The organism is Archangium violaceum Cb vi76 (genome assembly GCF_000733295.1).
Lineage (GTDB): Bacteria > Myxococcota > Myxococcia > Myxococcales > Myxococcaceae > Archangium > Archangium violaceum.
The window spans coordinates 49543-74388 of record NZ_JPMI01000165.1; the positions used below are offsets into that span (position 1 = coordinate 49543).

Sequence of the window (24846 nt, forward strand, 5' to 3'; positions counted from 1 at the left end):
AGTGAGGAGAGTCATGCCGCGTCATCCCAGCTACGCCCCCTCGGTCTCGGGCATGTCGAGCTCGCTGTACTCCGCGCTGGCGGAGCGGCTGGCGAGCAGAACGGGAGAGGTGTACCCGCTGCACGTGGGGGACACGTGGATGGAGCCGCCCGAGGGCTGCCGGATGGAGGACTTCCGGGTGGCGGAGCACCCCGGGATGCACCGCTACGCGCCGGTGCAGGGGATGCCGGGGCTGCTGGAGGCGATCGTCGAGCGGGTGCGGGCGAAGACGGGCGTGGCCACGGAGCGCTCACAGGTGCTCGTCACCACGGGGGCCACGGGCGCGCTGGGGGCGATCATCGGCGGGCTGGTGGCGCCGGGAGAGGAGGTGCTCCTCCTCGCGCCCTACTGGCCGCTGATTTCCGGCATCGTCACGGCGTTCCACGGCAGGCCGGTGCCGGTGCCCTTCCTGGACTGTGACGGTCCGGAGGCGCTGGTGGCGGCGGTGCGCGAGCGGCTCACGGAGCGAAGCGTGGCGCTCTACCTCAACACGCCCAACAACCCCTCGGGGCGGGTGCTGCCGCGCGTGTGGGTGGAGGCGCTGGCGGAGCTGGCCCGGCGCGAGGGGCTGTGGCTGCTCTCGGACGAGGTGTACGAGGACTACGTGTACGAGGGCGAGCACACGTACGCGCGCGCGCTGGCGCCGGAGCGGACGCTCTCCTCGTATTCCTTCAGCAAGGGCTACGGCATGGCGGGCAACCGGTGTGGCTACGTGGTGGGGCCCGAGGACGCCGTGGCGCAGCTGCGCAAGGTGAGCACCCACTCCTTCTACAGTGCGCCGACGGCCGCGCAGTTGGCCGGGGAGCGCGTGTTGCGAGGGCCGGGGGAGGCCTGGGTGGCCATGGCCTCCGCGAGCTACCGCGACACGGGGAGGAAGGCGGCCGCGCGCCTGGGGGTTCCGCCTCCGGAGGGCAGCACCTTCCTCTTCCTGGACGTCTCCGCGCACCTGGACGAGCGGGGCCTGCCGGGGCTGCTGGAGCGGTGCGTCGAGCGCAACCTGCTGGTGTCCCCGGGGCCCAGCTTCGGACCGTTTCCCCACCACATCCGGCTGTGCTTCACCTGCTCGCCGCCCGAGGTGGTGCTGCGGGGGGTGGAGGTGCTGGCCGGGATTCTGCGCCGGTAGACGCAACTTTCCCGTACCCGTTTCCGAGAATTCCATCATGTCCATCCACCAGTACCGCGGCTGAGCGGAGCCGTGCCGAGCCAGGGGGGCACTCGAGGTGGCTCCCCGGGACCTGGATGGACGCGCGGTGCCGGTTACCACACCGGTACCGCGTTTTTCTTTGGCTGCGCCCGGCAATTGGAAGGCTACAAGTACCTCTCCAAGAGTTGCCGGGTCGTCCTCGTGACACCGGATGGGCTCAAGCCTCTTGGGGGATAGTGGATGCCGAAGGATTACCCACGTCTTCGCCTTCGTGGTGTTTCGCCAGCTTCCTGGCAGCTCCAGGGCGGAGGGCTACCGCGCCAGCGCCGGCAGTTGCTCGCGCGCGAGGTGTTCCGCATCGCCTTCTACATGCCGCATGACCACCCCGAGCTTTCCCCGGGCGTGATCCACGCGATGGGACGTCTACATGCGCGCGGTGGGGGAGGGGCCCGGGACCATCCAGTTCGTCCACTACAACCATCACGAAGGTTCGCGATTGACGGTGGAGGAGTGGGGTCTGGTTCGCGGGCTGCTGGGGAATACGAAGCGCTGGTCCTTTCCCGCGGACTACAGTGAAACGGAGCAGGTCCAGATCGAGAAGAGAGGCTTCGAGAGGGGTCTTCTCCTCACGGGAGGTCCTGACGGCCGGAATGGCCATGAGCTCGAGTACAAGGCTCGCATTCCGTGGCGGCCCGCTCCCCAGGAGACGCTCGTGAGCGTGCTCACGGCGACGCTCCCCATGGAATATCTCGAGGAGCACGGGCCTGCCTGGGGGCGCCAATTGGCCCTCGACATGGCCACCCAGTTGCTCTTCGCCTCCGGGCATGCGGGTCTGGCGCTTCACCTCTATCGAGGTCTTCGGCTCACGGACGACACCTTTCGCGCCGAAGCCATGCGCTACCCTGGCATCGACCTTCGGGCTGCCTGGCGGCACGAAGAGCACGTGGGCCTTCGGGTGGATGGAGTCCACTGGCTCAACTTCCTGGGCTTCCCTGTGCTGACTCAGCTCGGCGGTGTTGGTGCCCTACGTTCCCGGCTGTGCTCAGCCGAGACCTCCGTGGTGGAGTTCGACGAGGAGCGCGTCGTTGTCTCGACAGGGGATCGGCCAGAGGCGGGGGAGCTCGCCACCGGAAAGACCCTTCCCGCATACCGCGAGCTCGCCCATGTGCTGGAGCCATGGCTTGAGCCGCTCTTCCTGCCGCGAACGGCGCCTGTCGAGCAGCCCCGGTACTCGTCACTCCGTCTCACCGCGCACGAGGCACGGCGATGGTGGCGCCGCTTCCTCGATTGAGACTCCAGAGGAGTGATTCAGCTTCAGGGGAGGCGGAGCTCGAGCTGATGTCTCTTGCGGACCACGGTGGGGATGAAGTGGTCGAGCGCGTCGTGAGAAAGCCCGACGTATTCCTGACGCGGATTGAGCAAGGTCAGCAGCGCGCGCGACCACTCGCGGCGAGCATCTGCAATGCGGCCTTCTTGGAGGGCTGTTCGGATATCGTCGGTTCTCGGCTTGACGTTCCGCTCGACATAATCACCGTACAAGTCGAGCAGATCGGGCCGATCCAGCATGCAGACCTTGATGGTCACGGCTCCCTTGCGGCTTCCGTTGCGAGGTCGGGGATACCACTTGCCGGTTGTCGTGGGGCCGTGGGGCATCCGGACGAACTGGATGTGCTCGATGCCTGATTCCGTTGCGGGATCGATGAGCAGCGGTCGCTCCTGGCCCGGTGGATGTTGGCCTACCAGCAGCACCGCACTGCCTTCGGCGAGTGGGAACTTGTCGAGTTTGGCGGGCGCTTGATTGCAGTTGCGGCAGGAAAAGAGGAGGTTCTCCCACGTCCAGGTGAGCCACCAATATCCATGATCCACGCTGATGCCGGGTCGCCGGTCCGCTCGAGCCTTGGGCCGGAAGTGCTCGACGTCGTTACGCTTCGATTGTTCCCGGCTCTCGCAATAACAGCACTTGTAGCGCTGGGCGTTCCAGAGCGCTTGGTGGGCGATCTCGTACTTCCTGCCGAGGTCTTCCTGGACTGGTCGGCGCGTGGCTGCGATGGTCTGGACTCTCTGGAGTTCGGTGGCCCTGGCGGCCGCGAGTTCCGCAGGTTCCACGCCTCGATGGATGCGGATCATGACGGCTCTTCACTCACGGTCGTCTGCTCCGGTGGTTCCTGGATGCGCGGGACGGGTTCCCATCCGGGGTCGACGCCCGCTGCGGCGAGGCGCTCCCGGATGTCGCGCATCTCCTTGTCTTCCTCGTCGCTCCGGAGGGGGTCCGCGATAAGGAAGCTGTAGCGCTGGAGATCCTTGCCGAGGTCTGTGGGGTGGAGCCGATCGATGCCGAAGAAGGTTCGGTAGATCTCACTGCCCGTGAGCAGGGAGGGAGACTCCGGGCTTTCGTGGGCGATGACGTTGCCCTCCTTGTCGGTGCCCAGGATGACAACCTCTTCGCGGGACAGTCCGGGCAGGATCATGGGCGAGTGCGTCGTCACGATGAACTGGAGTTTGGGGAAGACTCGCTTGAGGGTGGGGATGAGGCCGAGCTGCCACTTGGGGTGCAGGTGCAGATCAATCTCGTCGATGAGCACCAGCCCCTCCATCTCGGAGAGCGGGATGGGTCCACCGTTCTCCCAGAACATCTGGCCGATGATGTCGGCGACCCAGGCGATGGTGCTCTGGTATCCCTGCGAGAGCCAGGTGGCAGGTAGCCTCAATGTCTCAGTGCCGACCTTGAGTTCGAAACTGTGTTTCTCGACAAGGTCGCTTGGAGACTTCGTTTCGCCACTTCCTTTCAGGTCGATGTCCGTGGCGCGTGGGAGGAGTTGGCTGTCCACAAGCGCAGCGCGCAGTGCTCGCGAGAACTCACTGGGGTTATCGAGCAAATCCGCGAAGCCAGTCCCGATGATTCGGCCGCGGTCGAACAGCGAGTTGAGCCTACTCAGGATGGGATCCTCTGCTTTGTCACTCGCAAAGGGACGTGGCAGCAATCGAGATGTTCCGTAGCCCGCTATGAACCAACGCGGCAGATTGCGTGCTCGCGCGTCCTCGATAGGATCTGATCCACCTGGGCCCTTGTTCCCGAGTTCAGTATTGATCTTCCGATAATAGGAAGAGCCCCTGATGACATGGTGTCTAGGGAAAATTCTTAGACTCGAAATAATGGTGGGAGTGTCAACGAGCCGCTCGTTCAGCCCTGGGTATATCCGTTGTGAATGTTGAGCTGAGCCGAAGGTGAATTCGGCAAAAATATTCGTGGCCTCATCTGATCTCCGATCATGCAATGAGGGTACATCCGCGAGTTGATTGGCCCGTAGAAAGCCACTCGCCGCCAGCGCGATGGCTTGCAGGATGCTCGTCTTGCAGAGCCCGTTCTCGCCGATGAAAACTGTCCACATTCGCGGCCGACCTTGCTCGTCCCGAATCGAGAGGCGGAAGTCGCGCAGCAACTTGAGGCCGGAGATGTTGATGTCGAGGAGGTACATGATGTCCCGAGCCGGACCGGAAGGGCCGCACTCTCTCGGGGCATCATAGCCACGGCATGCTCACGGAGCGCCGATATCCGACACCGGACTGGAGCGGCGACGGACGGGTAGGGCGGGGAAGACCCTCACCCTGGCCCTCTCCCAGAGGGAGAGGGGATGCCGGCCCTGGACTCCGTGCCTGCTCGAGCGCCGGGCCCGCTCAGTCCGTGACGGTGCGCACCTGCTCGCCGTCGAGCACCAGGCGCACGGTGGACACCTCCGGCTCGCCGAAGTGGTCGTACGCGGCGCGCTCCAACTGTGGCACCAGGGCGGCGCGCAGACCACGGGCTCCCGTCTCGCGCTTGAGCGCCCGCGCCACCACCCACTCGCGCACGGCCGGCTCCACCACCAGCGTCAGCCCCTCGTGGGCGAACTCGCGCTCATACGCGCGCAGCACGTTGTCCTCGAGGATGTTTCCCAGCGTCTTCGCGTCCAGCGGCGAGAAGGAGACGATGCGGCTGAACCGCCCAATCAGCTCCGGAATGAAGCCGTAGCGCGCGAAGGCCGTCGTCTGCTCGAGCTGATCGTCCGTCACCTTCTCCGCGATGGCCGTCTCGCGCTTGCCCGTCTCGCGCCCGAAGCCCATCCGCTCCTTGTGGCCGCCCAGCTCCTCCGCCGTGTGCTTCAGGCCGCTGAAGGCCCCGCAGGCGATGAAGGTCAGCGCCGACAGCTCCAACGGCATGGGCGGCGTGCGGCTGGTGAAGCCGAAGTCCGGTGGGAAGTCCGCCCGCGGCGCGCTCAACAGGTTGAGCAGGCTGCGCTGCACGCCAAATCCGCTCACGTCCTTGGTGGTCTGCTGTCCGGCGAAGCGGGCATCGGAGCGGCTGGTGGCGAGCTTGTCGAACTCGTCCATGCAGATGGCCCCGCAGGCCGCCCACGCCGCGTCCCCTCCCGCCGCCTCGTACAGGCGCGAGAGCATCGTCGTCACGTCGTCGCCCACGTAGCCCGTCTCGGAGAACTGCGTGGCGTCCACGATGACGGTGGGCACCCCCAGAATCTCCTTGAAGAGCAGCTCCACCAGGAACGTCTTCCCGCTGCCCGTGGGCCCCAGGAACAGACAGTTCTCCCGCGTCCCCGGTTCGGGGGCGAGCCCCTCCAGGTGGATGCGCCGCAGCCGCTGCAGGTGCCGGTAGGTGAGCACCGACGCCGCGCGCCGGGCCTCCTGCTGGCCCCTGTAGCCCAGCTCGGAGAGACGTTGGTCGATCTCACGGGGAGAGAGCACCTCCAACGCGGCGACGCGCTCGCGAACGGAGTCGCTGCGCTCGAAGGGGAGGGCCTGCAGGTGGTCGGGACGTGGGCTCATGGAATGGACGGCATCTTTCCGGTTCGGGACAGCACTGGACAAGCGTTGCCTGCTCTCCACGCCAGTGCCCGCCCGCTCTCGGAGGGGGCATCCAACGCCCGAGGCGGGCCACCAGTGAACATCTCTACCCCCTATTGCCCCACGAGACACCTCTCTCTGGCGTGAGGGTGGATAAGTAGGGGGGCATGGAAAAGGTACAGAACGCGCGAGGGCAGGCGCCTCGCCTGGGCGCCTGGGTGGAGCCGGGGGTGGGGGTGCGGTGGCGTGTCTGGGCTCCCGGACACCGCGAGGTGCGGGTGGTGCTGTATGAGCGGGACGGCCAGCAGCCGGGCGACTCGGTGCCCCTGGTGGACGAGGGAGGCGGCTTCTTCTCCGCGACCCTCGCCGGAGCGGGCCCGGGCGTGCGCTACAAGCTGCGGGTGGACGGAGAGGGCCCCTTCCCGGACCCCTGGAGCCGTTCACAGCCGGAGGGTGTGCACGGCCCCTCCGAGGTGGTGGTGCCCGACTTCGCCTGGACGGACGCCGCGTGGAAGGGGCCGGACCCGGAAGCCCAGGTCCTCTACGAGGTGCACGTGGGCACCGCCACGCCCGAGGGCACCTTCGAGGCCCTCATCCCCCGGCTGCGCTCCTTCAAGGAGCTGGGCGTCACCACGCTGGAGCTGATGCCGCTGGCCAGCTTCCCGGGCGTGCGCAACTGGGGCTACGACGGGGTGGACCTCTTCGCTCCGCTCGCCGCCTATGGCGGACCCCAGGGCCTGCGGCGCCTCATCGACGCCGCCCATGCCGAGGGGCTCGCGGTGCTCATCGACGCCGTCTACAACCACTTCGGGCCGGACGGGAACTACCTGCGCTGCTACTCGCCGCACTACTTCACCGGCCGCCACCACACGCCCTGGGGGGATGCCGTCAACTACGACGGCGAGGGCTCCGCGGTGGTGCGCCACCTGGTGCTCTCCAACGTGGAGATGTGGATCCGCGACTACCACGCGGACGGGCTGCGCCTGGACGCGGCCCACGCCATCGTCGACGACGGCTCACCGCACCTGCTCACGGAGATCGCCGAGTGTGCCCGGGCCTCGGCTCCTGGCCGCCGGGTGGTCGTCATCGCCGAGGACGAGCGCAACGACACGCGCCTGGTGCGCCCGAGGGAGAAGGGCGGCTACGGACTGGACGGCGTCTGGGCGGACGACTTCCACCACCAGATGCGCCGCGCCTTCGCCGGGGACAACGAGGGCTACTACCGCGACTACACCGGCAACATGGAGGACCTGGCCCGCACGCTGCGGCAGGGCTGGTTCTACGAGGGGCAGGTGTCCCAGGTGGCCGGCCACGCGCGGGGCACGCCCGCGCAGGAGGCGCGACCCTGGCAGCTCGTGCACTGCATCCAGAACCATGATCAAGTGGGCAACCGGGCGCATGGCGAGCGGCTGGGCGCGGACGTCTCCCCGGCCGCCTTCCGCGCGATGAGCGCGCTGCTGCTGCTGTCGCCCTACACGCCGCTGCTCTTCATGGGGCAGGAGTGGAACGCGAGCACCCCCTTCCTCTACTTCACGGACCACAACGCCGAACTGGGCAAGCTGGTGACGGAGGGGCGGCGCAAGGAGTTCGCCGGCTTCACGCGCTTCTCCGGCGATACGGTGCCAGACCCACAGGCCGTGGAGACCTTCACGCGCTCGAAGCTCGACTGGAACGAGGCGGCGAAGCCGGAGCACGCGGGAGTGCTCGCCCTCTACCGGGAACTGCTGCGCCTGCGCGCCACGGACCCGTGTCTGAAGGACAACCGCCGGGGCCACTTCGACGCGCGGCCCACCGGTGAGCACGGGCTGGTGCTCGAGCGCCGCGGCCCCGGGGGCGCGCTCCAGGTCATCCTCAATGTGCGGGGGACGTTGGAGCACCGGCTGCCCGGGCGCTCCGAGCTCGTGCTGTGGACCGAAGCCCCCCGCTTCGGCGGCGCCGTGCACGAGGCACCGCTGCGAAGCGGGGGAGTGCGGCTCGAGGGACCCGCGGCCGTGGTGGTGCGGCTCACGGACTGAGTCCCCCGGGAGCCAGGGCGGTGTGCCTCAGAACGCGCCGCCCAACTGGATACCGAAGTTGACGATGTTGCCGTCCTGCGCCAGTCCCAGGTCCTCGCCGCCCACCAGCCGGTAGGTGGCGCGCGCGCCAGCGGTGACGCCGCCGAACTTGTAGTCCACGCCCGCGGCCAACGGCACCTCGGTGACGACGTCGTTTTCGAAGAGGAGCTCTCCGTCGTCGCTCGGGTTGAGCAGACTCACGCCGAAGCCCGCGCCGACGAAGGGCCGCAGGCTTCCATTGGCGAGCAGCTCCGGGCCCACCTTGGCCAGCGCGCCCACGTTGTGCCGCCACAGGCCTCCGTCGATGTCCTCGAACGCGTTGCGCGAGCCCTCATAGCCGAGCTCCACGCCCAACAACGGCAGTGGCCGCGAGTTGGCCTGCACGCCGAGGAATCCACCCGAGTTCGTGGTGTCACCGAGGTCACCGGTGTACGTGTTCAAGCCGCCCGACACGGCGACGTTGAGGTCATTGAAGAGGCCGCCTCGCTCTCCGCGGCCCGCGTCGTAGATGCTCTCCTCCGGGGTGATGTCGTCGTCCGGGATGTAGTCGTCCTGGGCCAACGCGGGCACGGCCAACAGCGTGGCCGCGGCGATCGCGCCGAGCCCCCACTTCGTCTTGAAGCTCATGGTGTTGCCTCCCTGTTCCCCCCACCCTTTCGGGGGGGTCTGTCGAAAACTGGGCGCGAGCCGTGAGGACTGGAAGCTCACCCTCCCCGTGCGCCCTCCCTCCAGGCGGCCAGTGCGACGCCCCCGGGGCTGACTGGGGGTGGGCACGCGGAATGTGACCTGTTATACCCCTCACTTCCTACCGACCTGTCAGGTTGGTGGGCAAGCAGCGGCGCGAGGCCCCACCGGGCCGGACGCCCGTATCCCTGATTCGGAGGTCCATCGGCCCGATGTGACCTCACAGGGAGGGCTGCGCTCGTAACCCATTGAAAATCCTCAGAAATCTGAGGGAATTGATTGGGAAGTCGAGTGTTTGGAGCCCAACACACGGGATGAGGTGCACGGGAAATTCCCCGGTCGCGCCGATTCCCCTCAACGAAGGAAAGCGACACAGTGAATCGACTCTCTACCCGCCGCATGCGGCTGTCCGCCTTCGGACTCGTCTCCGTCCTCGCCCTCTCCGCCGCTCCGGCGTTGGCGGCTGGCGGCTTCATCTCCGCCACCGCGAAGGCGCATGACGGCAACGTGCCGGGCAACGCCATCGACGGGATCCAGACCACCCGCTGGTCCGCGGATGGCATCGGCCAGTGGCTCCGGGGAGACATGGGCTCCGTGAAGTCCCTCTCCGCGCTGGACATCGCCTGGTACCGCGGCAATGAGCGCTCCAGCAAGTTCGTCATCGAGACGTCCACGGATGGCACCACCTACACGCAGGCCTTCTCCGGCACCTCGTCCGGGAAGACGGCGGGCTTGGAGCGCTACACCTTCGCGGCCAGGAATGCCCGCTATGTGCGCGTGACGGTGAATGGCACCACGATGAACACCTGGGCGAGCATCTCCGAGATGGCCGCCATCACCGGCGGTACCACCACGCCGACTCCGGATCCCACGCCGCCCACGACGCCGCCCGCGACGGGCAGCGACGTCTTCGGCGTGAAGATGCTCTACCCGACGAAGACGGGCGGCGAGACGTGGTTCCTCAAGGACGATGCCCTGAAGGACTCGCGCTTCGATCCGCAGGACCCCATCACCCGCAACTCGGATGGCTCCTGGAAGATGAGGAGCAGCCAGGTGCGCATGCACGCGCTCACCTCCACGGGCTACGACTCGAACAAGATTCCCACGTATGACCGGGACGTGCTGGCGGGCCGTGGCTACATGCAGGCCGCCAACGACTGGAAGAACGTGGAGATGACGGGCTTCATCAAGGTGAACGCCGTCAGCGACTCGAGCGACAACTTCGCCTGGTACGCGCGCGGTGGCCGCCACAATGACGGCCTGGCCTGCGAGGGCTCCTCGTACAAGGGCAGCCTGCACTACGACGGCCGCGTGCGCTGGCAGAAGGAGTCCTGGCACGTGAGCTACGACCAGACGGCCTACAAGACGGGCACCTCCGCGCTCAAGGGCCGCTGGGTGGGCTTCAAGTCCATCATGAAGAACGTCCTCTACAACGGGAAGCCCGCGGTGAAGCTGGAGCTGTGGCTCAACGAGAACGCGGACAAGGTGACGTGGAAGCAGGTCTACGACATCACGGACTCCGGCCAGATTGGCGGCGACTCCACCCACTGCGGTGGCTCCGTGGACGCCATGCCCATCACCTGGGGCGGCCCGCTGGCCACGTTCCGCTGGGACAGCGCCTCGGACGTGGACTTCAAGTGGCTGAGCGTTCGTGAGATCGCCGAGTAGTCATCGCTTCACCCAGCAGGCGTGAAGCCGTGAAGCATCGGGCGCGGGGAGCCACACTCCCCGCGCCTTTTTCATGTCTGGCGTGGGGCGGGGCGTCTATACCGGCGCTCCATGGAAGCACTCGAGCGTCTCTTCCACATTCGTGAGCGGGGCTCGTCCGTGGGGACGGAGCTGCGCGCGGGCCATTCCCGGGCCCATCAAGATGGCCACCACCACGGGCATCGGGCTGTTCCTGGCGCTCATCGGCCTGAGGAACGCGGGGTGGGTGACGGACAGCCCGGCCACGCTGGTGCAACTCTGGGCGTTCGACTTCCCGCGGGTGCTGATGGGCAAGTTCCTCACGGTGGTGCTGGCGTTCCTGTTCGTGGACGTGTTCGACACGGCGGGCTCGCTGCTGGGCATGGGGCGCATCGGTGGCTTCCTGAAGCCGAACGGAGAGCTGACAGGCGCGGGCCGGGGCTTCATGGCGGACGCGGTGGGGACGATGGCGGGCGCGGCGTTCGGGACGAGCACGGGCTGGCGGCCATTCCTCCAGTGGCGACGGCGCCCGTGTTGGTGGTGGTGGGCGCCTTGATGATGAGCGGGGCGCGCGAGCTGGAGTGGAACCGGATGGATGATGCGCTGCCGGCGTTCCTCACCATCGCGCTGATGCCCTTCACGTACTCCATCGCCAACGGCATCAGCGCGGGCATCGTGTCGTACGCCGCGTTGAAGCTGCTGTCGGGGCGCCCGCGCGAGGCGCACCCGGTGTTGTACGTACTGGCGGTGCTGCTGGTCCTGCACTACGCCACGGGCGGCGGCGCCTGATTCCGAGGGGAAGAAGGCCCGGGGAATGGACGTCCGGGACCCCGGGTTACCTCCCCAGCCGCCAGTCACGGGGGCCACATTCCGGAGACATTCGGAGGGGGCCCCCTGGTCACGCGCCTCGAAACGTGACACACGGCAATGGCCGCCCCTCACTTGGGTGCGGCCTCCGGCTCAACTCACTGAGGCCGGACAAGAAAGAAGACGAGTAAATGGCAATCGGTACCGTGAAGTGGTTCAACGACGCGAAGGGCTTCGGATTCATCACGCAGGACGGCGGGGGCGAGGACCTCTTCTGCCACCACAGCGCGATCCAGTCCGATGGCTTCCGCTCCCTGCAGGAAGGGCAGAAGGTCGAGTTCGACGTCGCCCGCGGCCCCAAGGGCCTGCAGGCGCAGAACGTCCGTCCCTGCTGAGACGCGCCGTCAGGACCGGCACCGGGCCTGGTCTCCTCGCGAGGCCAGGCCCTTTTCATTCCGGGGCACGAGGAGTGGCATCTCCCGCCCCAGGTGCTTAATTTGAATGCTCCCGCTGGTGGCACGTTCCGTGCCCGGTGAGCCGATTCAAGGCATTTCAGCACCCTGTAGGCATGGGCCCGCTCCCGGGAAGGGAACGGGTCTGGGTCTCACTCTCTTCCGTGGAGTCCTATGACGGTCACATTCATCAAGCGACAGAAAGAGCGAGCGCGTCAGCAGCGCAATCAGGACAAGCAGGTGAAGCGCGAGGAGCGCAAGCGCGAGAAGGCCGAGCGTCCCGACCGCGCGGTGGGCGGTGTGGATCCGGACATCGCCCACATCGTCCCGGGGCCCCAGCCGCCGCTGGACATGTGAGCCCGCTCCCGACAGTCAGGGGGACACCTCTCCGGAGACTTCCGGACGGTGTCCCCTTTTCTATTCCGGGGTGCCCTTGCCGCTGGGCTCCACCTGGAGCCCACCGGGCACGATGTTCATCCGGTGCTCGGCGGAGGAGTGCTGGGAGCCCCGCATCTTGAGCACCGTCATCGTCCGCTCCAGGCCCTCCGGCTTGCGCGCGTAGTCCATCACCAGGATGGCATCGGGAATGGTGGACAGGTAGGGCGCCGCGGCATCGTCCCGGGTGAAGGTGCCGATGGTCTGCGTGAGCAGGGCGCTGCGGCTGTGCTCGCGGATGAGCGAGGAGAGCCCGACCATGAACTGACGGAAGCCCCGCTCCGAGGTGGAGTGCTCGATGGAGGAGATGCTGTCCACGACGATGAGCGAGGGCTTGAAGTTCGCCAGCCCCGCGCGCAGCTCCACCAGGAGATCCTCCGGGCTGGTCGCCTCCGGATAGCGGCACTCCACCCGGAGGTTGCCCGAGGCCTCGAGCTCCTTCAGGGACAGGCCCACCTTGGCGAAGTTGCGCAGCAGGATGGGCTTGGTCTCCTCGAAGCCGTAGTAGATGACGCGCTCGCCTCGCGTCGCACCGGCCCGGGCGTACATGCCGGCGAGCGTCGTCTTGCCGCTGCCCGAGGGCCCGCGCACCAGCACGATGGAGTCGCGCAGCCACCCGCCGCGCGTCATCTCGTCCAGCCCCTTCACGCCGCTGGGAAAGCGCTCGTCCTCGCTCAGCTCCCCGCTCTGCCGGGCATCCAGGGGGAAGACGGTGAGGCCCTGCATCGTCATGGTGCAGGGGTACTCGCCCTTGTAGTGCGGGCTGCGCCGGTACTTGTGCACCTCGATGGACCGGCGGCGGCGCTCTCCATCCACGAGGTTGCGCAGGATGAGGACCGTGTCACACACGAAGTCCTCCACGCCCAGCGTGGTGAGCTGCCCGTAGTCCGAGGGCGCCTCCGCGGTCAGGATGGAGGTGAGCCCCAACTGCCGGAAGGCCGCGACGAGCCGGAAGAACTGGCTGCGCAGGTGCGCATCCGTGGGCTTGGGGCTGAAGAGGGCCGTCACCGAGTCCAACACCACCCCGGTGGCCCCGCTCTTCTTCACCAGGTCGGTGATGAGGTGGATGAGCCCCTCCACGTCGAAGTCCCCGCTGACGTGCGTGGGCCCCTCCATGGGCCGCGTGAGGTCGGTGAGGATCACCTTCCCCTCCTTCACCAGGTCCGCCAGTCCGAAGTCGAGGGTGTCCGCGGTGGAGAGCAGATCCTCGGCCGACTCCTCGATGGAGGCGATGATCGTCTTGACGCCCGAGCGAGCCAGATTGCAAGCGCTCTGCAGCGACAGGATGCTCTTGCCCGCGCCACTCCGGCCGGTGATGAGCGTCGCCCGGCCCTGGGGGATACCGCCATGCGTGATGATGTCGAGTCCCGGGACACCGGTGGGCAGCTTCTGGATGGTGCTCATTCCCTTCGCTCTACCCCGGAATGCTCCAGCAAGTCCTCAATGAGTGTGGTGTCTTCCAGGTCACCCACCACCCAGGTGCGCGGCAGGGGATTGCGCTGGACCAGCGTCGGCGTGAGCAGGATGTGGTCTTCCTCGGCCGAGGAGGGTCTGCCCCGCGCCAGATCGACGACCTTGAAGTCCACCTGGGCGGAGTCGTATCGGGCGAGCAGGCTCTTCATCTGCCGGAGTGCGCGCAGGGACGCGGGGGAAGGGCCCGCCGTGTAGAGCACCAGCTCGATACGTGCCATGACCCTCTCCTGCGGGACGGAAGGTGGAGGAGCTCGGCCCTGGGGCTGCCCGGGCTCGGGTCCCAGCAGCTTCAGCACCTGGGCCACGATGTGGTCCGTCCCCCGCTCCTTGGCGACGACCTGCACGCCCGCGGCGTCTTCCACGTGCGGGCTGCCCGTGAAGATCAACACTTGCGTGTCTCGCAGCAAGCCGGCGGAAGCGGCCTGCCTCAGCATCCACGTCCCCGTTCCGTCCGGCATGTTGTAGTCGCTGATGACCAGGTGGAACCGGCGCTGTTTCAGCAGCTCCAGCCCCTCCGCCGTCCCCTGCGCCGTGGTGACGGCGAACCCCGCGAGCTCGAGCGCTCGCTTGAGGAGGTAGCGGGTGACCTCGTCATCATCCACGCACAGCACGTCTCGGCTCATGAGGGAGATGATAACCGGCCCGCTTCATGCGCCGTCCGAGAACGGAGCGGACCTGTCGCTTGCTGTCCATCCGGGGGCGGTGTTAGGGCTGCCCGCAGGAGGTTCCAGATGGGTGAGCTCCATGCTGCGTCCCGGTATATCGGTCTCCTCTCCTTGTCGGCGGCCCTCCTGGAAGCGCTGCTGCTGACGTTCGTCTTCAAACGTTCGTACGACTGGCGCTCGGGCCTGGCCTCCCTCGCGGTGTCGGTGGGCCGGTCCGTCAACCTGCTCGTGCCCGTGGCGTTCGCGCTGCCGGGGGCGTACTGGCTCCACCAGCACCGGCTCTTCGATGCCTCGAGCCTGGGCGTGGCCTCGTGGGTCATCCTGTTCTTCGGCGTGGAGTTCCTCTACTACTGGTACCACCGGCTGGGTCACCGCACGCGCTGGTTCTGGCTCTCGCACGCGGTGCACCACACGCCCAACCAGCTCAACCTGACCACGGTGGCCCGGCTCGGCTGGACGAGCAAGCTCACCGGCGCCTACGCCATCTTCACGCCGCTGGCCCTGCTCGGCTTCACGCCCGAGTCCATCCTCACCGCCTACAGCCTGAACCTCTCCTACCAGTTCTGGATTCACGCGGACTGGTTCCCCAAGCTGGGCCCGCTCGAGGGCATCCTCAACACGCCGTCGGCGCATCGCGTCCACCACGCGGCGAACCTCGAGTACCTGGATGCCAACTACGGTGGGGTGCTCGTCATCTTCGACCGGCTGTTCGGCACCTACATTCCCGAGCGGGACGAGGTGCCCTGCCGGTACGGACTGGTGCATCCGCTGACCACGTACAACCCGTTCAAGATCGCTCTGCATCAGTTCGGCCCGTTCCTGCGGGACGTGTGGAATGCGCGGAGCGCGCGCGAGGTGCTGGGCTATTTCTTCGCGCCTCCGGGCTGGCGGCCGGATGGCAACAGCGAGACCACCGAGGACATGCGGCGCGAGGCCGCGGCCGGGAAGCAGCGGGCCGCGGTGGCCCAGGCGCCCGCGCCAGCGACCGCCGCGTAGCCTTGGGGTAAGAGAGGGGGGAGGAGGGGATTTCCATGCCGGAGAGCATCGATCTCAGCTCATGGCGTACGGGAGCGGATGTCCACGAGGTGCAATGGCGTCAGGGCCGCTGGGGGCCCGCCACGGATGTGTCCGAGACCGCTGACCAGCTCCTGTTCGAGGTGGAGCTGCCGGGGCTGGTCCAGAGGGACATCGAGCTGACCTTCGCTGGCACACACCTGGTGCTCGAGGGCATCCGAAATCCCCCCGAGGTGGAGGGGCGGCTGCTGGTGGCGGAGCGCCAGTTCGGTCCCTTCAAGCGGGAGCTGATTCTTCCCCGGGAGCTCTCGGAGGATCCCGACGCGGGCTACCGTGACGGGGTCCTCTCCATCCGCTTCGCGAAGCGGGGGCGCCAGGAGGAGCTGGACACGGAGTCCCTGCCGGAGCCGGGACCGTGGCCGCTCATCGACGTCCTGGATACGGGGAGCGGGCTGATGCTGCTGGCGGACCTGCCGGGCGTTCCCCAGGGGGCGATCGACATGCGCTTCGAGGGGCGGACGCTGACCCTGCGGGGGCGGAGGGAGTTGGAGCCGCTCCGGCGCTATCTCCTGTCCGGCCGGCGCGCGGGCTCGTTCTCCCGCACCCTCCTGCTGCCCGAGGGCATGGACGGCGATCGGATCGAGGCCTCCTTCAAGGAGGGCGTGCTGTCCGTGACGCTGCCGGCGGGCGGAGCCACCTCGCGCCCCCGGAAGATGCTGGGGCGTTCCGCCAGGCCGCCCCCGCAGGAGCCCCTCCAGCAGCTCCGCGGTGAATTGGAGGAGCTTCGTGAGCAGCACCAGACCCTCCGGAACGAGATGGATGGCTTCTGGCTGGCGCTCGGATGCGGGCTGCGGATCGCCCAGCTGCCGCTCCACCAGCACCTGCCCGTGGAGGTCTCCCTGCGCGACGGAGAGCCCGCCGTGCAGCGGCAGGTGATGGAGGCGGTGCGGCGGTTCGTGGAGTTCGCCGGGTTCGACGTCTGGCGCGAGTACCCCTCCGAGGGGGGGCCCTTCCTGGAGCGGTGGCAGGTGCGGACGCGGCGCAAGGAGAGCCAGCTCGAGCTCCAGCAGCGCGTGCTCCGCATGCAGGAAGCCCTGGAGCTCGCCCGCTGGGGCGCGACGCAGCCGCAGGAGCCCAGGCCCGAGGAGTTCCGGAACGCCGGACATCAGCAGCTCCCCGGTGAGGCCGCCGAGGCCTGGGCCGAGACCGTGTACACGCTCGCCCAGGCCCTGCGCGTGGCCGCCGCCGGGGCCTCGCTCCTCCTGGGCACCCTGACCCTGGAGAAGCAGGAGATGGACATGGTCCTGCGCGCCCTGAGCGAGGAGGAATTGCCCTCCCGCCTGAGGAACTGGACCGCGGCGGACTGAGTGCCCGCCGCCTACGCCCTGCGGATGCCCACGACTTCCCCGTAGCCACCGGGGATGAAGAAGTCGTGGGTGTCCATGCCCATGATGCGCAGCGCGGTGGTCACGGCATCCGCGGCCCGGGGCACGCGCTTCGAGGGCTGGCCGTTCTCCTCGATGATGTCCACCGGAACGCCGAGCCCGCGCGTTGTGTACGAGCCCACCTGCCGGTTGGCCGCCACGTTTCCGCCCGCGAAGCAGACCGAGGTGTACGGGTGGTGGTCATCCGGCAGCGAGTAGGTGCCATCGCTTCCGCGCGAGGCCCAGCTGCGGCCGAACTCACTCATCACCAGCACGAGCGTGTCATCGAGCAGCGTCTTGCCCGGCTTGCCGGGAGCGGGCGCGGCCTTGAGCTCGCCGAGGAAGCGCGCGACGCAGTCCATGAGTCCGCGGCCGTGCGCGTAGCTGTAGGAATGGCCAAAGCCGTTGTGCGTGTCGAAGTCGAGCTGGAGCGAGACGTGCACCGAGGTGCAGAGGTCCGACTTGAGCAGGCGCAGCGCCAGGTCCATGCGCGGATCCAACCCGGTGAGGTGGAAGTTCGCGCCGCCGAACGTGTACGTGAACGACTGGTTGCCGAGGTAGCTCGCCATGTACGCGGGACGGTTCGCCGTCAGCTGCTCGATGCCCTTGAGGCCCTCCAGCACGGACACCACATCCGTCGCGAGCACGCGCGAGACGGACGTGAGCGAGCCATGCAGGCCCTCGAGGTAGCTGTCCACCTTCGCCGTCGAGCGGTCCATCATCCCCGGGGTGCGCGAGAGCGAGAAGCGCTCGATGATGTTCGTCCTCAGGGAGGCCCCGGTGGGCTGGCCGCGCGCGTTCACCTCGGCCGTCGCGGTCCGCGCATCGAGCCCCGTCCACCAGGGGTTGTCCGTGGGCTTCGCGGAGAGCTGTGGCTTGAGCGCCTGGATGGACGGAACGCGGACGGGTGAGGCGTGCGAGGGCAGTCCCATCCCGAGCGGTGTGCCGCGCTCACCGGAGACGACGACGAAGGGCAGGGGCCGGCTCTCGCGGTACTTCTCGTACAGGTGGTTCGCGATGACGGAGTGCACGGCGGGCGCCCGGTAGTCCGCACCGGCGACTCCGCACATCGAGGCGATGAAGGCACTCGAGTGGTCGTTGCTGCCCTGGTCGATGCCGTGCAGCACGCTCAGTTGCTCATGCAGCGCGAAGTGCGAGAAGCCGTACATGAGCGGGCTGTAGGTGGTGCTGCGCTCGGCGGGGTTGGCGGGGTTCCAGGACTGACAGGTGCGCAGCGGCTTGTACGGTCCGTTCGCGGGCGCGAGGTTCACCACCTTGCTGGCGTCGAAGAAGACGGGCTCGCCGCTGTAGTCGGTGGGCTTGGGCACGCAGAGTGGAATGTCCGCGTCGTCCAGGGGGGTGAAGTAGTACGCCGGCCGGTAGCCGCCCGGGATGTAGAGGACGGCGAGCCGGGAGGGGACGTCGATGTCCGCGGCGTGCGCGGCGCTCGAGCCGAGCAGTCCCGCGCGCTCGAGGAGCGCGTACTGTCCCGCCCCGAGGGCCCACTTGAGCAGGGTGCGACGAGAGGTGGTCGTCATGGTGTCCTCGGTTCAGTAGGTGAGCCACAGCGGGTGACGGATGAGCGACGCGCAGACGCCAATCCAGCCCAGGCGCGTGCTCTGCGCCTCGAGCGGGAGGTAGACCTGCTCGAACAACTGCTTCGCTTCCGCGTCCGACGGCGGCTGCCCGAGCATGCGCAGGTAGAGCGAGCGCAGGTTCTTCTGCACCGCCTCCGGGTTCTTCGCGGTGGTGTCGGCGAGCGTCACGTAGCGCAGCACCGCCGTGTTGCTCTTCTTGTCCACCGCGCGTGCGCACCAGGCCTGGGACATCTGCACCAGCGTCTGCGCGGCGGAGGGGCCGAAGCCCACGTCCTTCTTGCGGTACACGAGCGAGTTGCCGCCGCCGAGCGCATCGAACCGCTCGATGCTCCGGGAGTCGGAGACGTACTCGTTCGAGATGCCCGGGGACCAATCCCCGGGCCACACGAAGAGCTTGCCGCCGTTCACCACGTACGCCTTGTTGCGCCAGTTGGGGTCGCTCGTGCTGACGAAGTCCTCGAGCGTGAGCCCGAGCTGGTCCATCAGGCTCACGACCATCTCCTCGGCGGAGAGCCGGCGGACGGTGAACGCTTCCGGATCCGGAACCTCCAGCCGCTCGGGCGGAGGAGGCAGCTCGCGAATCCACGCCTTCACCTGGTCGATGGTCAGCGAGACGTGGCCGCTGGCGACCATCTCCTCGTAGCGCTGGCCCAGCGGCATCTGGCGATAGCTTCCGGAGGCGGTGGCCTCGAGCAGCTGCACCAGCACGCTGTTCTCGGGGTCTCCGCGCTTCACGTACCGCTCGTCGTACACGAGCCCGTTCTCGAACGCGGTGAGCGAGGCGAAGAACGGCTTGTTGCCGGAGAGGTGGCAGCCCTCACAGGCGGGCGCGAGCCCGAGGCGGATCTCATCGTTCCGGTTCGCCGGGGCGCAGGTCTCGCCCCCGTCCGGGGTATCGGTGCCACCCGGTGGTTTCTCGGTGCAGGCCCCCGTGGCGAGCGCGAGGGCGAGCAGCGCGGCGGTTCTCGGCATCCAACGTGGCGTGCGCATCACAGGCCCCTCCGCAGTTCGGGCTGTTCGAAGAGGTAACGGATGAAGGGACGGAGCTTGCGGTCGCGGGCGACGAACTCCTTCGCCAGCTTGTCGATGAAGTGCTTCTCGGAGGCGGGGTTCAGCTCACGGCCGATGAACATGGCGTAGAGCTTGCGCGTGGCGCAGCGGTCGAACTCGCCGGAGCGCACGAGGAGCTTGCCGAACCCGAGCGGCCCCATGGTGCCGTCGCCGTGCAGGCCGAGCAGCGTGTACGACTCGGGCATCGTGTCGAGCAGCACCGCCTCCGGGTTGGCGGCGATCTGCTCGGGGGTGACCGGGGTCATCACGGTGTTGGGAAGGAACGCGTTCCTCCACCGGTAGCCCGGCGAGGAGCCGCTGTGCGGATACTTGCCGGACAGCCACTCCTTCGTGATGCGATGCCTGCCCACGCCCGGCATGAAGGGCCACGGGACGTAGGAGCTCATGAACGGCGTGAAGTCCCACCGCTTGAAGGCGATGGCCGCGGGGTCGAGCGTCTTGTGGCAGTGCAGGCACGTTCCGCCGGTCGCGGGGTCGGTCTCGTACGGCGGGAAGTGCACGTCCGCGGGAGGCGGCGAGAAGCTCTGGCAGGCGAACATCTCGAGGAAGCGGGCGGCCCGGACGCGCTCGCGCGGGAACGAGGACATCGCGCCAATCATGGTGAGCACGCCCGCGGTGGGCAGGCCCTTGGGCGCCTCGAGCGTGGTGCGGGGATCGTAGCTGTACGTGCGGTCCAGACTGCCGGAGGCGGCCTTGCCGGCGGTGAGCGCGAGGTGGAAGGGCTCCAGGTCCTCGACCACGAACTCGCGCCACGCCTGCGGGTCATTGGGTGTGGGGTGCATCGGGTCGCGCGGGGTGTTGTCCACGTCCGGGCGCCACCACGTCGTGTTCGAGTCCAGCGCGCTGCTGCCCATCTGCCGGCCGAAGCGCACGTACAGCGCGCGCAGCCAGTTGGTGCCGACCGAGTAGTTGCCGAGGACGAGATCCGAGAGCGGCCGGTCGTGCCACGCGAGGTGGGCGAACAGGCGCGCGGGCTCCTCGTACGGATGGCGCCGTTGGAAGGCGAGGTTGTGGTTGCTCGCGCTGCCCAGTCCGGCGAGCGGGGAGCACCACACCAGGTTCGGTCCGCAGCCGCACCCCCTGGGCAGCATGGGGTCGTAGTAGCCACCGGACGCGACGCCGCAGTCGAGCGTCTGCCCCTTGCTGTCGAGGACCTGCGTGACGTTGGAGCCGGCCTTGCCGAGCACCTGGACGGTGGTTCCCGGGGCCCACCAGGGCTCGACCGAGTGGACCTCGGGCACGGCGGGATTGCCGTCCGGGTCCTGGTCGTTGCACTGCTTCGTCGGGGCCGCCGACTCGTTCACGTGGTAGTACGCGCCCGGGTGCAGGGTGCTGCTGCCGCACGTGTGGAGGTGGCCGGACATGTCGCCCTGGTACGCGTCGCCGGAAGCACCGGTGGTGTACGCGCCCACCGCGAGCCACTCGTGCCCGAACCGCAGCATGCGTTCGTAGAACTTCGGCGAGGCGAGCGCGTCATCGAGCGTCGAGTGCAGGAGGGTTTCCCGCGCATCGGGCGTGGCCGCGGCCATCATCGCTTCGTACTGCTCGAGCGTCGGCGTGGTGCCGGTGAGCCCGAGCAGGATGCGCCGCATGAGCCGTGTGTCGCTCATCTGGTCATTGGGAGGCTCGGCTTCTTCTGGAGCCTCGGGGCCACATTGCTGGGCGTGCGCATCGGCTCCAGCGAAGCCGGAGAGCACGAACATCACGGCCAGCAGGGACGCGTACTTCGAGTGCAAAGGCCAGTGCATGCACGGACACTACCGGTGCGTTGCTTTTCGAGTAAATAAGGGATTACGGGTAGCGGATGGCCGCGAGTGCCGTGTCGGGTCGCGGGTAACGGAACATACGTAGGGGGTGCGCTCGGCCACGAGGGGAAGGCCGCTCGCTGTCCGGGAGGGCAGGGGCGGGTTGGCGGGGCGGGGAGGCGGATGCACTTTTCGCGGCAGGAGGAGTGCCGCATGCGCTCATGGACCGTACTCGCCGGGCTCACCGTGGCCACGCTCGCCCTGGGCGCGGCAAGGGCCGAGGACCCCACGCCCCCCGAGCTCAAGGACGTCCAGGAGAAGGCCACGCCCGGGGACCAGTTCACCGAGACGGATGGAGGCTCGCTCCAGGGCACGGTGAAGGGGGCCACGGGGAACGTTCTCACGCTCGAGGTGGGGCAGAAGGCGCCGCTGGTCCAGGCCGTCGTGAAGGATGAGGACTCGGTGTCCATCCGTCAGCGGGGACAGCGGGACCCGATTGTCTTCGAGCAACTGCAGGAGGGCACGCGCGTGCGCACCTCCTTCCGGAACGAGGGCGGTGTCCGCGTCGTGACCTCCATCGAGGTGCTCGAGCCCGCCACGGAGCCAAAGCGTCAATCCTCTTCAGGGAAGTGAGCACATCTCCCCTCTCCCTCCGGGAGAGGGTCAGGGTGAGGGTATCCGGGTCCGTTCTTCAACCCGTGGCCCATATTGGGGACAGGGGGTTCAACCCAGGGCCCAGGCACCCTCACCCCGTCCCTCTCCCGAGGGGAGAGGGGAAATCTTCGAGGATCTACCTGAAGGGGATGAAGGGGATCAGCGCGCGTTGGGGAAGGTCTCGAAGGGCCAGGGAATCGCCCCGGGGCTTCCGAGCCACAGGTCCGCCACCCGTTGCGCGAGCCTCCACGGTTCCCCGCCCGCCCGGTTCGTCAGGACGATGACCGTGAGCCGCTGCTCCGGGTACTTCACGATGGCGTTGGTGAAGCCCGACGTCTCGCCGTGGTGCGACAGGCGCGGCCGTCCTCTGTCCTCGTCGATGAACCAGCCGAAGCCATAGCGTCCGGAAGTGCCATCCGGCAGGGTCGGCGCCGTCCAGGCGAGCCGCTGGGTGGCCTCGCCGATGAGCGCGTGGGTGTCCAGGGCCCTGTCCCACGCCACCAGCTCCTCCACGGACGAGTAGATGCCTCCATCTCCCAGAACGGCGCTGGTGGAACTCTGGTCCCGGGGACGGAAGCCGTTCGCGTCGGCCACGTACCCGTACGCGCGCTGGGGCACCGTCGAGACACCCTCCTCGTGCGCGACCGTGGAGCGCATTCCCGCCGGGGTGAAGACCCGCTCATGGAGGAATCGGGCGAACGGCATTCCGCTGACCCGTTCCACGAGGAGGGCGAGCACCGCGTAGCCGGAGTTGCTGTAGCGCACGGCCGTCCCGGGCGGGAAGTACGTGCGCTCGGCGCGGGAGACGAGCTCGAGCACATCGCGGTCCTTCACCTGCACCGTCTGGGTGTCCGGGACGAAGGCCTCGTAGTCCCAGATGCCCGAGGTGTGGTTGAGCAGGTGGCGGATGCGGACCTCGCTCGCGTGGGCGGGGAAGCCGGGGAGTAGCTCGGCCACGCGGTCGTCGTAGCGGAGCCTGCCCTCCTCGACGAGCCGCAGGATGGCCATGGCCGTGAACTGCTTGGAGAGCGAGGCCAGCCGGTAGTGTGTCGCTGTCGTGGCGGGCGTGCGCTCCGGGAGCTCCGCCAGCCCATAGGCGCGGCTGAGCACGGCCTTCCCCTCATGGAGCACCACGACACTGGCGCCGGGCGCTTCCGGGCTGGCATACGCGGCGAAAAGGGTGTCCACGGTGCTCACGTCCGGGGCCGGGTGCGTCCGGACGCTCGACGTGGCTCCGGTACACCCGGAGAGCAGGGCAAGGGCGGCGAAGAGGGCTTTCATGGACCCCCTCCATACCTCACACGTGCCGCGTCCTGGCGCCCGTGGATGCGGACCCGGAGCGTCCGACACCTTCACATCGTCCCTCTCCCGGAGGGACCGAGGGGCCTCAACGCCCCGTCTTGATGCCCAGCGCGGCCGGGTTGCGACGCGGCTTCTGCTCCGAGGCCTTCGTCGGCGTGAGCTTCACCGAGAACCCGGGCGCGTCGTTGGCGGACACCTGGCGCTCCTGGGTCTCATAGCCGTTCAGCTTCAACGCCAGCTTCACGGGCTGCGCGGGGATCGGCAGGTCCACGGGCGTCTCGCCGGCATGCTTCCCATCCACCTCGACCAACGCGCCCGGCGGCTCCGAGAGCACCTTCAGCATCGCCGTCTGCTTCTCCACGGGCGAGGGCTGCTCGGCGGGTGGCTCCGTGGGCGTCGGGCCGGTCCGCACCACCGGGGCGGGCTCCGTCACCCGCGTGGCCTCGGATGGCCGCTGGCGCAGAATGACGATCGCCGCCCCCGCGCCCACGAGCATCGCGCCCACACCGGCCAGGATGGCCATCCGCGGGACGCGCCGCCTGGGCTCGGGAACCGGTGGGATCGACAGCGTGTGCTGGCTGCGGCCACTCGTCAGCGGCCGGGGTGGCGGGACGACGGGGGTTCCCGTCCCCGCCGGCGTGGGAATCCGTCCCGCGGCGGCCAGCTGCGAGACCGAACGCGCGTTGCTGCGCGACGAGTTGGACTTCGCGTCCAGGTCCGCGTCCTCGGGGAGCTGATCCAGGTTGGCGGGGTCCGCCTCGCGCGCGATTCGCTCGGCGTACAGGTCCTTCAGGTACGCGGACAGGTGCGCGTTGCTGGCCGGCAACCGGTACTGGAGGATGTAGTCCTCGATGGCCAGCCGGAAGGCTCCGCAGTCCGGGAAGCGCCCCTCCGGCGTGGGCGCCAGCGCCCGGAGCACCAGCTCGTCCACGCCCGGCGGCAGCTTCGGGTTGAGCTGCGAGGGCGGCGGCACCTGGCAGTCGCGCACCAGCCGCAGCGTCATCAGGTCCGACTCGCCCTTGAACAGGCGCCGGCCCGTCAGCATCTCCCAGAGCACCACACCCAGGGCGAACAGGTCACTGCGCGCATCCACCGGCTGGCCATTTGCCTGCTCGGGGGACATGTAGGGGTACTTGCCCTTGAGCACCCCGGTGGCCGTGTTGGACGCGCTTCCCGCCGCCTTGGCCACGCCGAAGTCGATGACCTTCACGCCTCCGTCGAAGCCCACCAGGATGTTCTGCGGCGACACGTCCCGGTGCACCAGCTGCAGCGGCTGGCCCTGCGGGTTGCGCGCCTGGTGCGCGTAGTGCAGCCCCGCCGCCGCCTCCGCGATGATGCGCAGCACCAGCCCCACCGGCAGCGGCTTGCCCTGCGCCCGTGCGTACTTCTCCAGCCGGCGCACGTCGTCGCCCTGCACGTACTCCATGGCCAGACAGTGCCGGCCGTCGATCTCCGTCAGCTCCAGGATGGTGATGAGGTTGGAGTGCGCCAGCCGCGCCACCAGCCGAGCCTCCTCCAGGAACATCGTGAGGAAGTCCTCATCCTCGGCCAGGTGCGGCAGGATGAGCTTGAGGACGACGAGCCGCTCCAGCCCCGCGCCCCGCTCGAGCGCCAGGAACACCTGTCCCATCCCGCCGGAGGCGATTTTGCGCAGCAACTGGTACTTGCCGAAGGGGACCGCCATGACGCAACACGATAACCCGGCTTCTGAGAATCAGCGAATGTCCGAGGCGCGACAATCGGCCGCAGGGCAGGCAGGCAGC

At 68.2% G+C, this 24846-nt stretch carries 22 protein-coding genes; 11 read left to right on the top strand and 11 right to left on the bottom strand.

What is annotated here, in order from left to right; genetic code table 11:
• The first annotated feature begins 13 nt into the window (after positions 1 to 13).
• A complete protein-coding gene (locus Q664_RS24015; protein ID WP_043400103.1) occupies positions 14 to 1162 on the top strand; it encodes a pyridoxal phosphate-dependent aminotransferase in 1149 nt (382 codons plus the stop codon).
• 448 nt (positions 1163 to 1610) lie between these two features.
• The gene (locus Q664_RS52575; protein WP_052518589.1) at positions 1611 to 2474 is read left to right on the top strand and encodes a type VI immunity family protein; all 864 of its coding nucleotides are present in this window, start codon (positions 1611 to 1613) and stop codon (positions 2472 to 2474) included.
• 23 nt (positions 2475 to 2497) lie between these two features.
• Here Q664_RS52575 and Q664_RS24025 read toward each other — a convergent pair whose 3' ends face one another.
• The 3 genes from Q664_RS24025 to Q664_RS24035 all read right to left on the bottom strand — a co-directional run bounded on the left by Q664_RS24025 (position 2498) and on the right by Q664_RS24035 (position 6001).
• Positions 2498 to 3310 carry an HNH endonuclease gene (locus Q664_RS24025; RefSeq protein ID WP_043400106.1) on the bottom strand — a complete coding sequence of 271 codons (813 nt, stop codon included), beginning with the start codon at positions 3308 to 3310 and terminating at the stop codon, positions 2498 to 2500.
• Positions 3307 to 4659 carry an AAA family ATPase gene (locus tag Q664_RS55050; protein WP_075207494.1) on the bottom strand — a complete coding sequence of 451 codons (1353 nt, stop codon included), beginning with the start codon at positions 4657 to 4659 and terminating at the stop codon, positions 3307 to 3309. Before Q664_RS55050 ends, Q664_RS24025 begins: the two co-directional genes overlap by 4 nt.
• A gap of 199 nt (positions 4660 to 4858) precedes the next feature.
• Entirely contained in the window at positions 4859 to 6001 is a 1143-nt protein-coding gene (locus Q664_RS24035; protein ID WP_043400113.1) for an AAA family ATPase, read from the bottom strand.
• A 185-nt stretch (positions 6002 to 6186) separates the two neighbouring features.
• Here Q664_RS24035 and treZ point away from each other — a divergent pair, with 185 nt between their 5' ends.
• Positions 6187 to 8034, top strand: coding sequence for a malto-oligosyltrehalose trehalohydrolase (gene treZ, locus Q664_RS24040; protein WP_043400117.1), 1848 nt, complete (start codon positions 6187 to 6189; stop codon positions 8032 to 8034).
• Between the two features lie 27 nt (positions 8035 to 8061).
• Here the strand turns inward: treZ and Q664_RS24045 are convergent, their stop codons facing one another.
• Positions 8062 to 8700 carry a hypothetical protein gene (locus Q664_RS24045; protein WP_052518591.1) on the bottom strand — a complete coding sequence of 213 codons (639 nt, stop codon included), beginning with the start codon at positions 8698 to 8700 and terminating at the stop codon, positions 8062 to 8064.
• 432 nt (positions 8701 to 9132) lie between these two features.
• Between Q664_RS24045 and Q664_RS24050 the strand changes: the two genes are divergently transcribed.
• The 5 genes from Q664_RS24050 to Q664_RS24070 all read left to right on the top strand — a co-directional run bounded on the left by Q664_RS24050 (position 9133) and on the right by Q664_RS24070 (position 12059).
• Entirely contained in the window at positions 9133 to 10425 is a 1293-nt protein-coding gene (locus Q664_RS24050) for a discoidin domain-containing protein (RefSeq protein WP_235216852.1), read from the top strand.
• A 202-nt stretch (positions 10426 to 10627) separates the two neighbouring features.
• A complete protein-coding gene (locus tag Q664_RS24055; RefSeq protein WP_043400120.1) occupies positions 10628 to 10999 on the top strand; it encodes a solute carrier family 23 protein in 372 nt (123 codons plus the stop codon).
• Complete coding sequence (locus tag Q664_RS59280; protein ID WP_043400123.1) at positions 10960 to 11232, top strand: hypothetical protein; 273 nt, start codon at positions 10960 to 10962, stop codon at positions 11230 to 11232. The genes Q664_RS24055 and Q664_RS59280 overlap by 40 nt, the downstream gene beginning before the upstream one ends.
• A 209-nt stretch (positions 11233 to 11441) precedes the next feature.
• Entirely contained in the window at positions 11442 to 11645 is a 204-nt protein-coding gene (locus Q664_RS24065; protein ID WP_043400126.1) for a cold-shock protein, read from the top strand.
• A gap of 231 nt (positions 11646 to 11876) precedes the next feature.
• Entirely contained in the window at positions 11877 to 12059 is a 183-nt protein-coding gene (locus Q664_RS24070; protein ID WP_043400129.1) for a hypothetical protein, read from the top strand.
• A 60-nt stretch (positions 12060 to 12119) separates the two neighbouring features.
• Here Q664_RS24070 and kaiC read toward each other — a convergent pair whose 3' ends face one another.
• Positions 12120 to 13541 carry a circadian clock protein KaiC gene (gene kaiC, locus Q664_RS24075; protein ID WP_043400132.1) on the bottom strand — a complete coding sequence of 474 codons (1422 nt, stop codon included), beginning with the start codon at positions 13539 to 13541 and terminating at the stop codon, positions 12120 to 12122.
• A complete protein-coding gene (locus Q664_RS52585) occupies positions 13538 to 14233 on the bottom strand; it encodes a response regulator (protein ID WP_052518592.1) in 696 nt (231 codons plus the stop codon). Before Q664_RS52585 ends, kaiC begins: the two co-directional genes overlap by 4 nt.
• Before the next feature lie 108 nt (positions 14234 to 14341).
• On the opposite strand from Q664_RS52585, the gene Q664_RS24090 reads away from it, so the two are divergent.
• Entirely contained in the window at positions 14342 to 15271 is a 930-nt protein-coding gene (locus Q664_RS24090; protein WP_052518593.1) for a sterol desaturase family protein, read from the top strand.
• Between the two features lie 35 nt (positions 15272 to 15306).
• On the top strand, positions 15307 to 16656 hold the full coding sequence (locus Q664_RS52590; protein WP_052518594.1) for an Hsp20/alpha crystallin family protein: 1350 nt from the start codon (positions 15307 to 15309) through the stop codon (positions 16654 to 16656).
• Between the two features lie 11 nt (positions 16657 to 16667).
• Here Q664_RS52590 and Q664_RS55055 read toward each other — a convergent pair whose 3' ends face one another.
• The 3 genes from Q664_RS55055 to Q664_RS24115 are packed head-to-tail and all read right to left on the bottom strand — an operon-like array spanning position 16668 to position 21130.
• A complete protein-coding gene (locus Q664_RS55055; RefSeq protein ID WP_200883760.1) occupies positions 16668 to 18251 on the bottom strand; it encodes a DUF1501 domain-containing protein in 1584 nt (527 codons plus the stop codon).
• Between the two features lie 12 nt (positions 18252 to 18263).
• Positions 18264 to 19301, bottom strand: a complete 1038-nt coding sequence (locus Q664_RS24110; protein ID WP_043400136.1) for a hypothetical protein — start codon at positions 19299 to 19301, stop codon at positions 18264 to 18266.
• Positions 19301 to 21130 carry a DUF1549 domain-containing protein gene (locus Q664_RS24115; protein ID WP_043400138.1) on the bottom strand — a complete coding sequence of 610 codons (1830 nt, stop codon included), beginning with the start codon at positions 21128 to 21130 and terminating at the stop codon, positions 19301 to 19303. Before Q664_RS24115 ends, Q664_RS24110 begins: the two co-directional genes overlap by 1 nt.
• 210 nt (positions 21131 to 21340) lie before the next feature.
• On the opposite strand from Q664_RS24115, the gene Q664_RS24120 reads away from it, so the two are divergent.
• Positions 21341 to 21760: a hypothetical protein gene (locus Q664_RS24120; RefSeq protein ID WP_043400140.1), complete on the top strand. Its 420-nt coding sequence runs from the start codon at positions 21341 to 21343 to the stop codon at positions 21758 to 21760.
• Positions 21761 to 21940: 180 nt separating this feature from the next.
• On the opposite strand, the gene Q664_RS24125 is transcribed toward Q664_RS24120, so the two are convergent.
• Positions 21941 to 23062, bottom strand: a complete 1122-nt coding sequence (locus Q664_RS24125; protein ID WP_043400142.1) for a serine hydrolase domain-containing protein — start codon at positions 23060 to 23062, stop codon at positions 21941 to 21943.
• A gap of 106 nt (positions 23063 to 23168) precedes the next feature.
• On the bottom strand, positions 23169 to 24767 hold the full coding sequence (locus Q664_RS24130) for a serine/threonine protein kinase (protein ID WP_043400145.1): 1599 nt from the start codon (positions 24765 to 24767) through the stop codon (positions 23169 to 23171).
• Between the last annotated feature and the right edge of the window lie 79 nt (positions 24768 to 24846).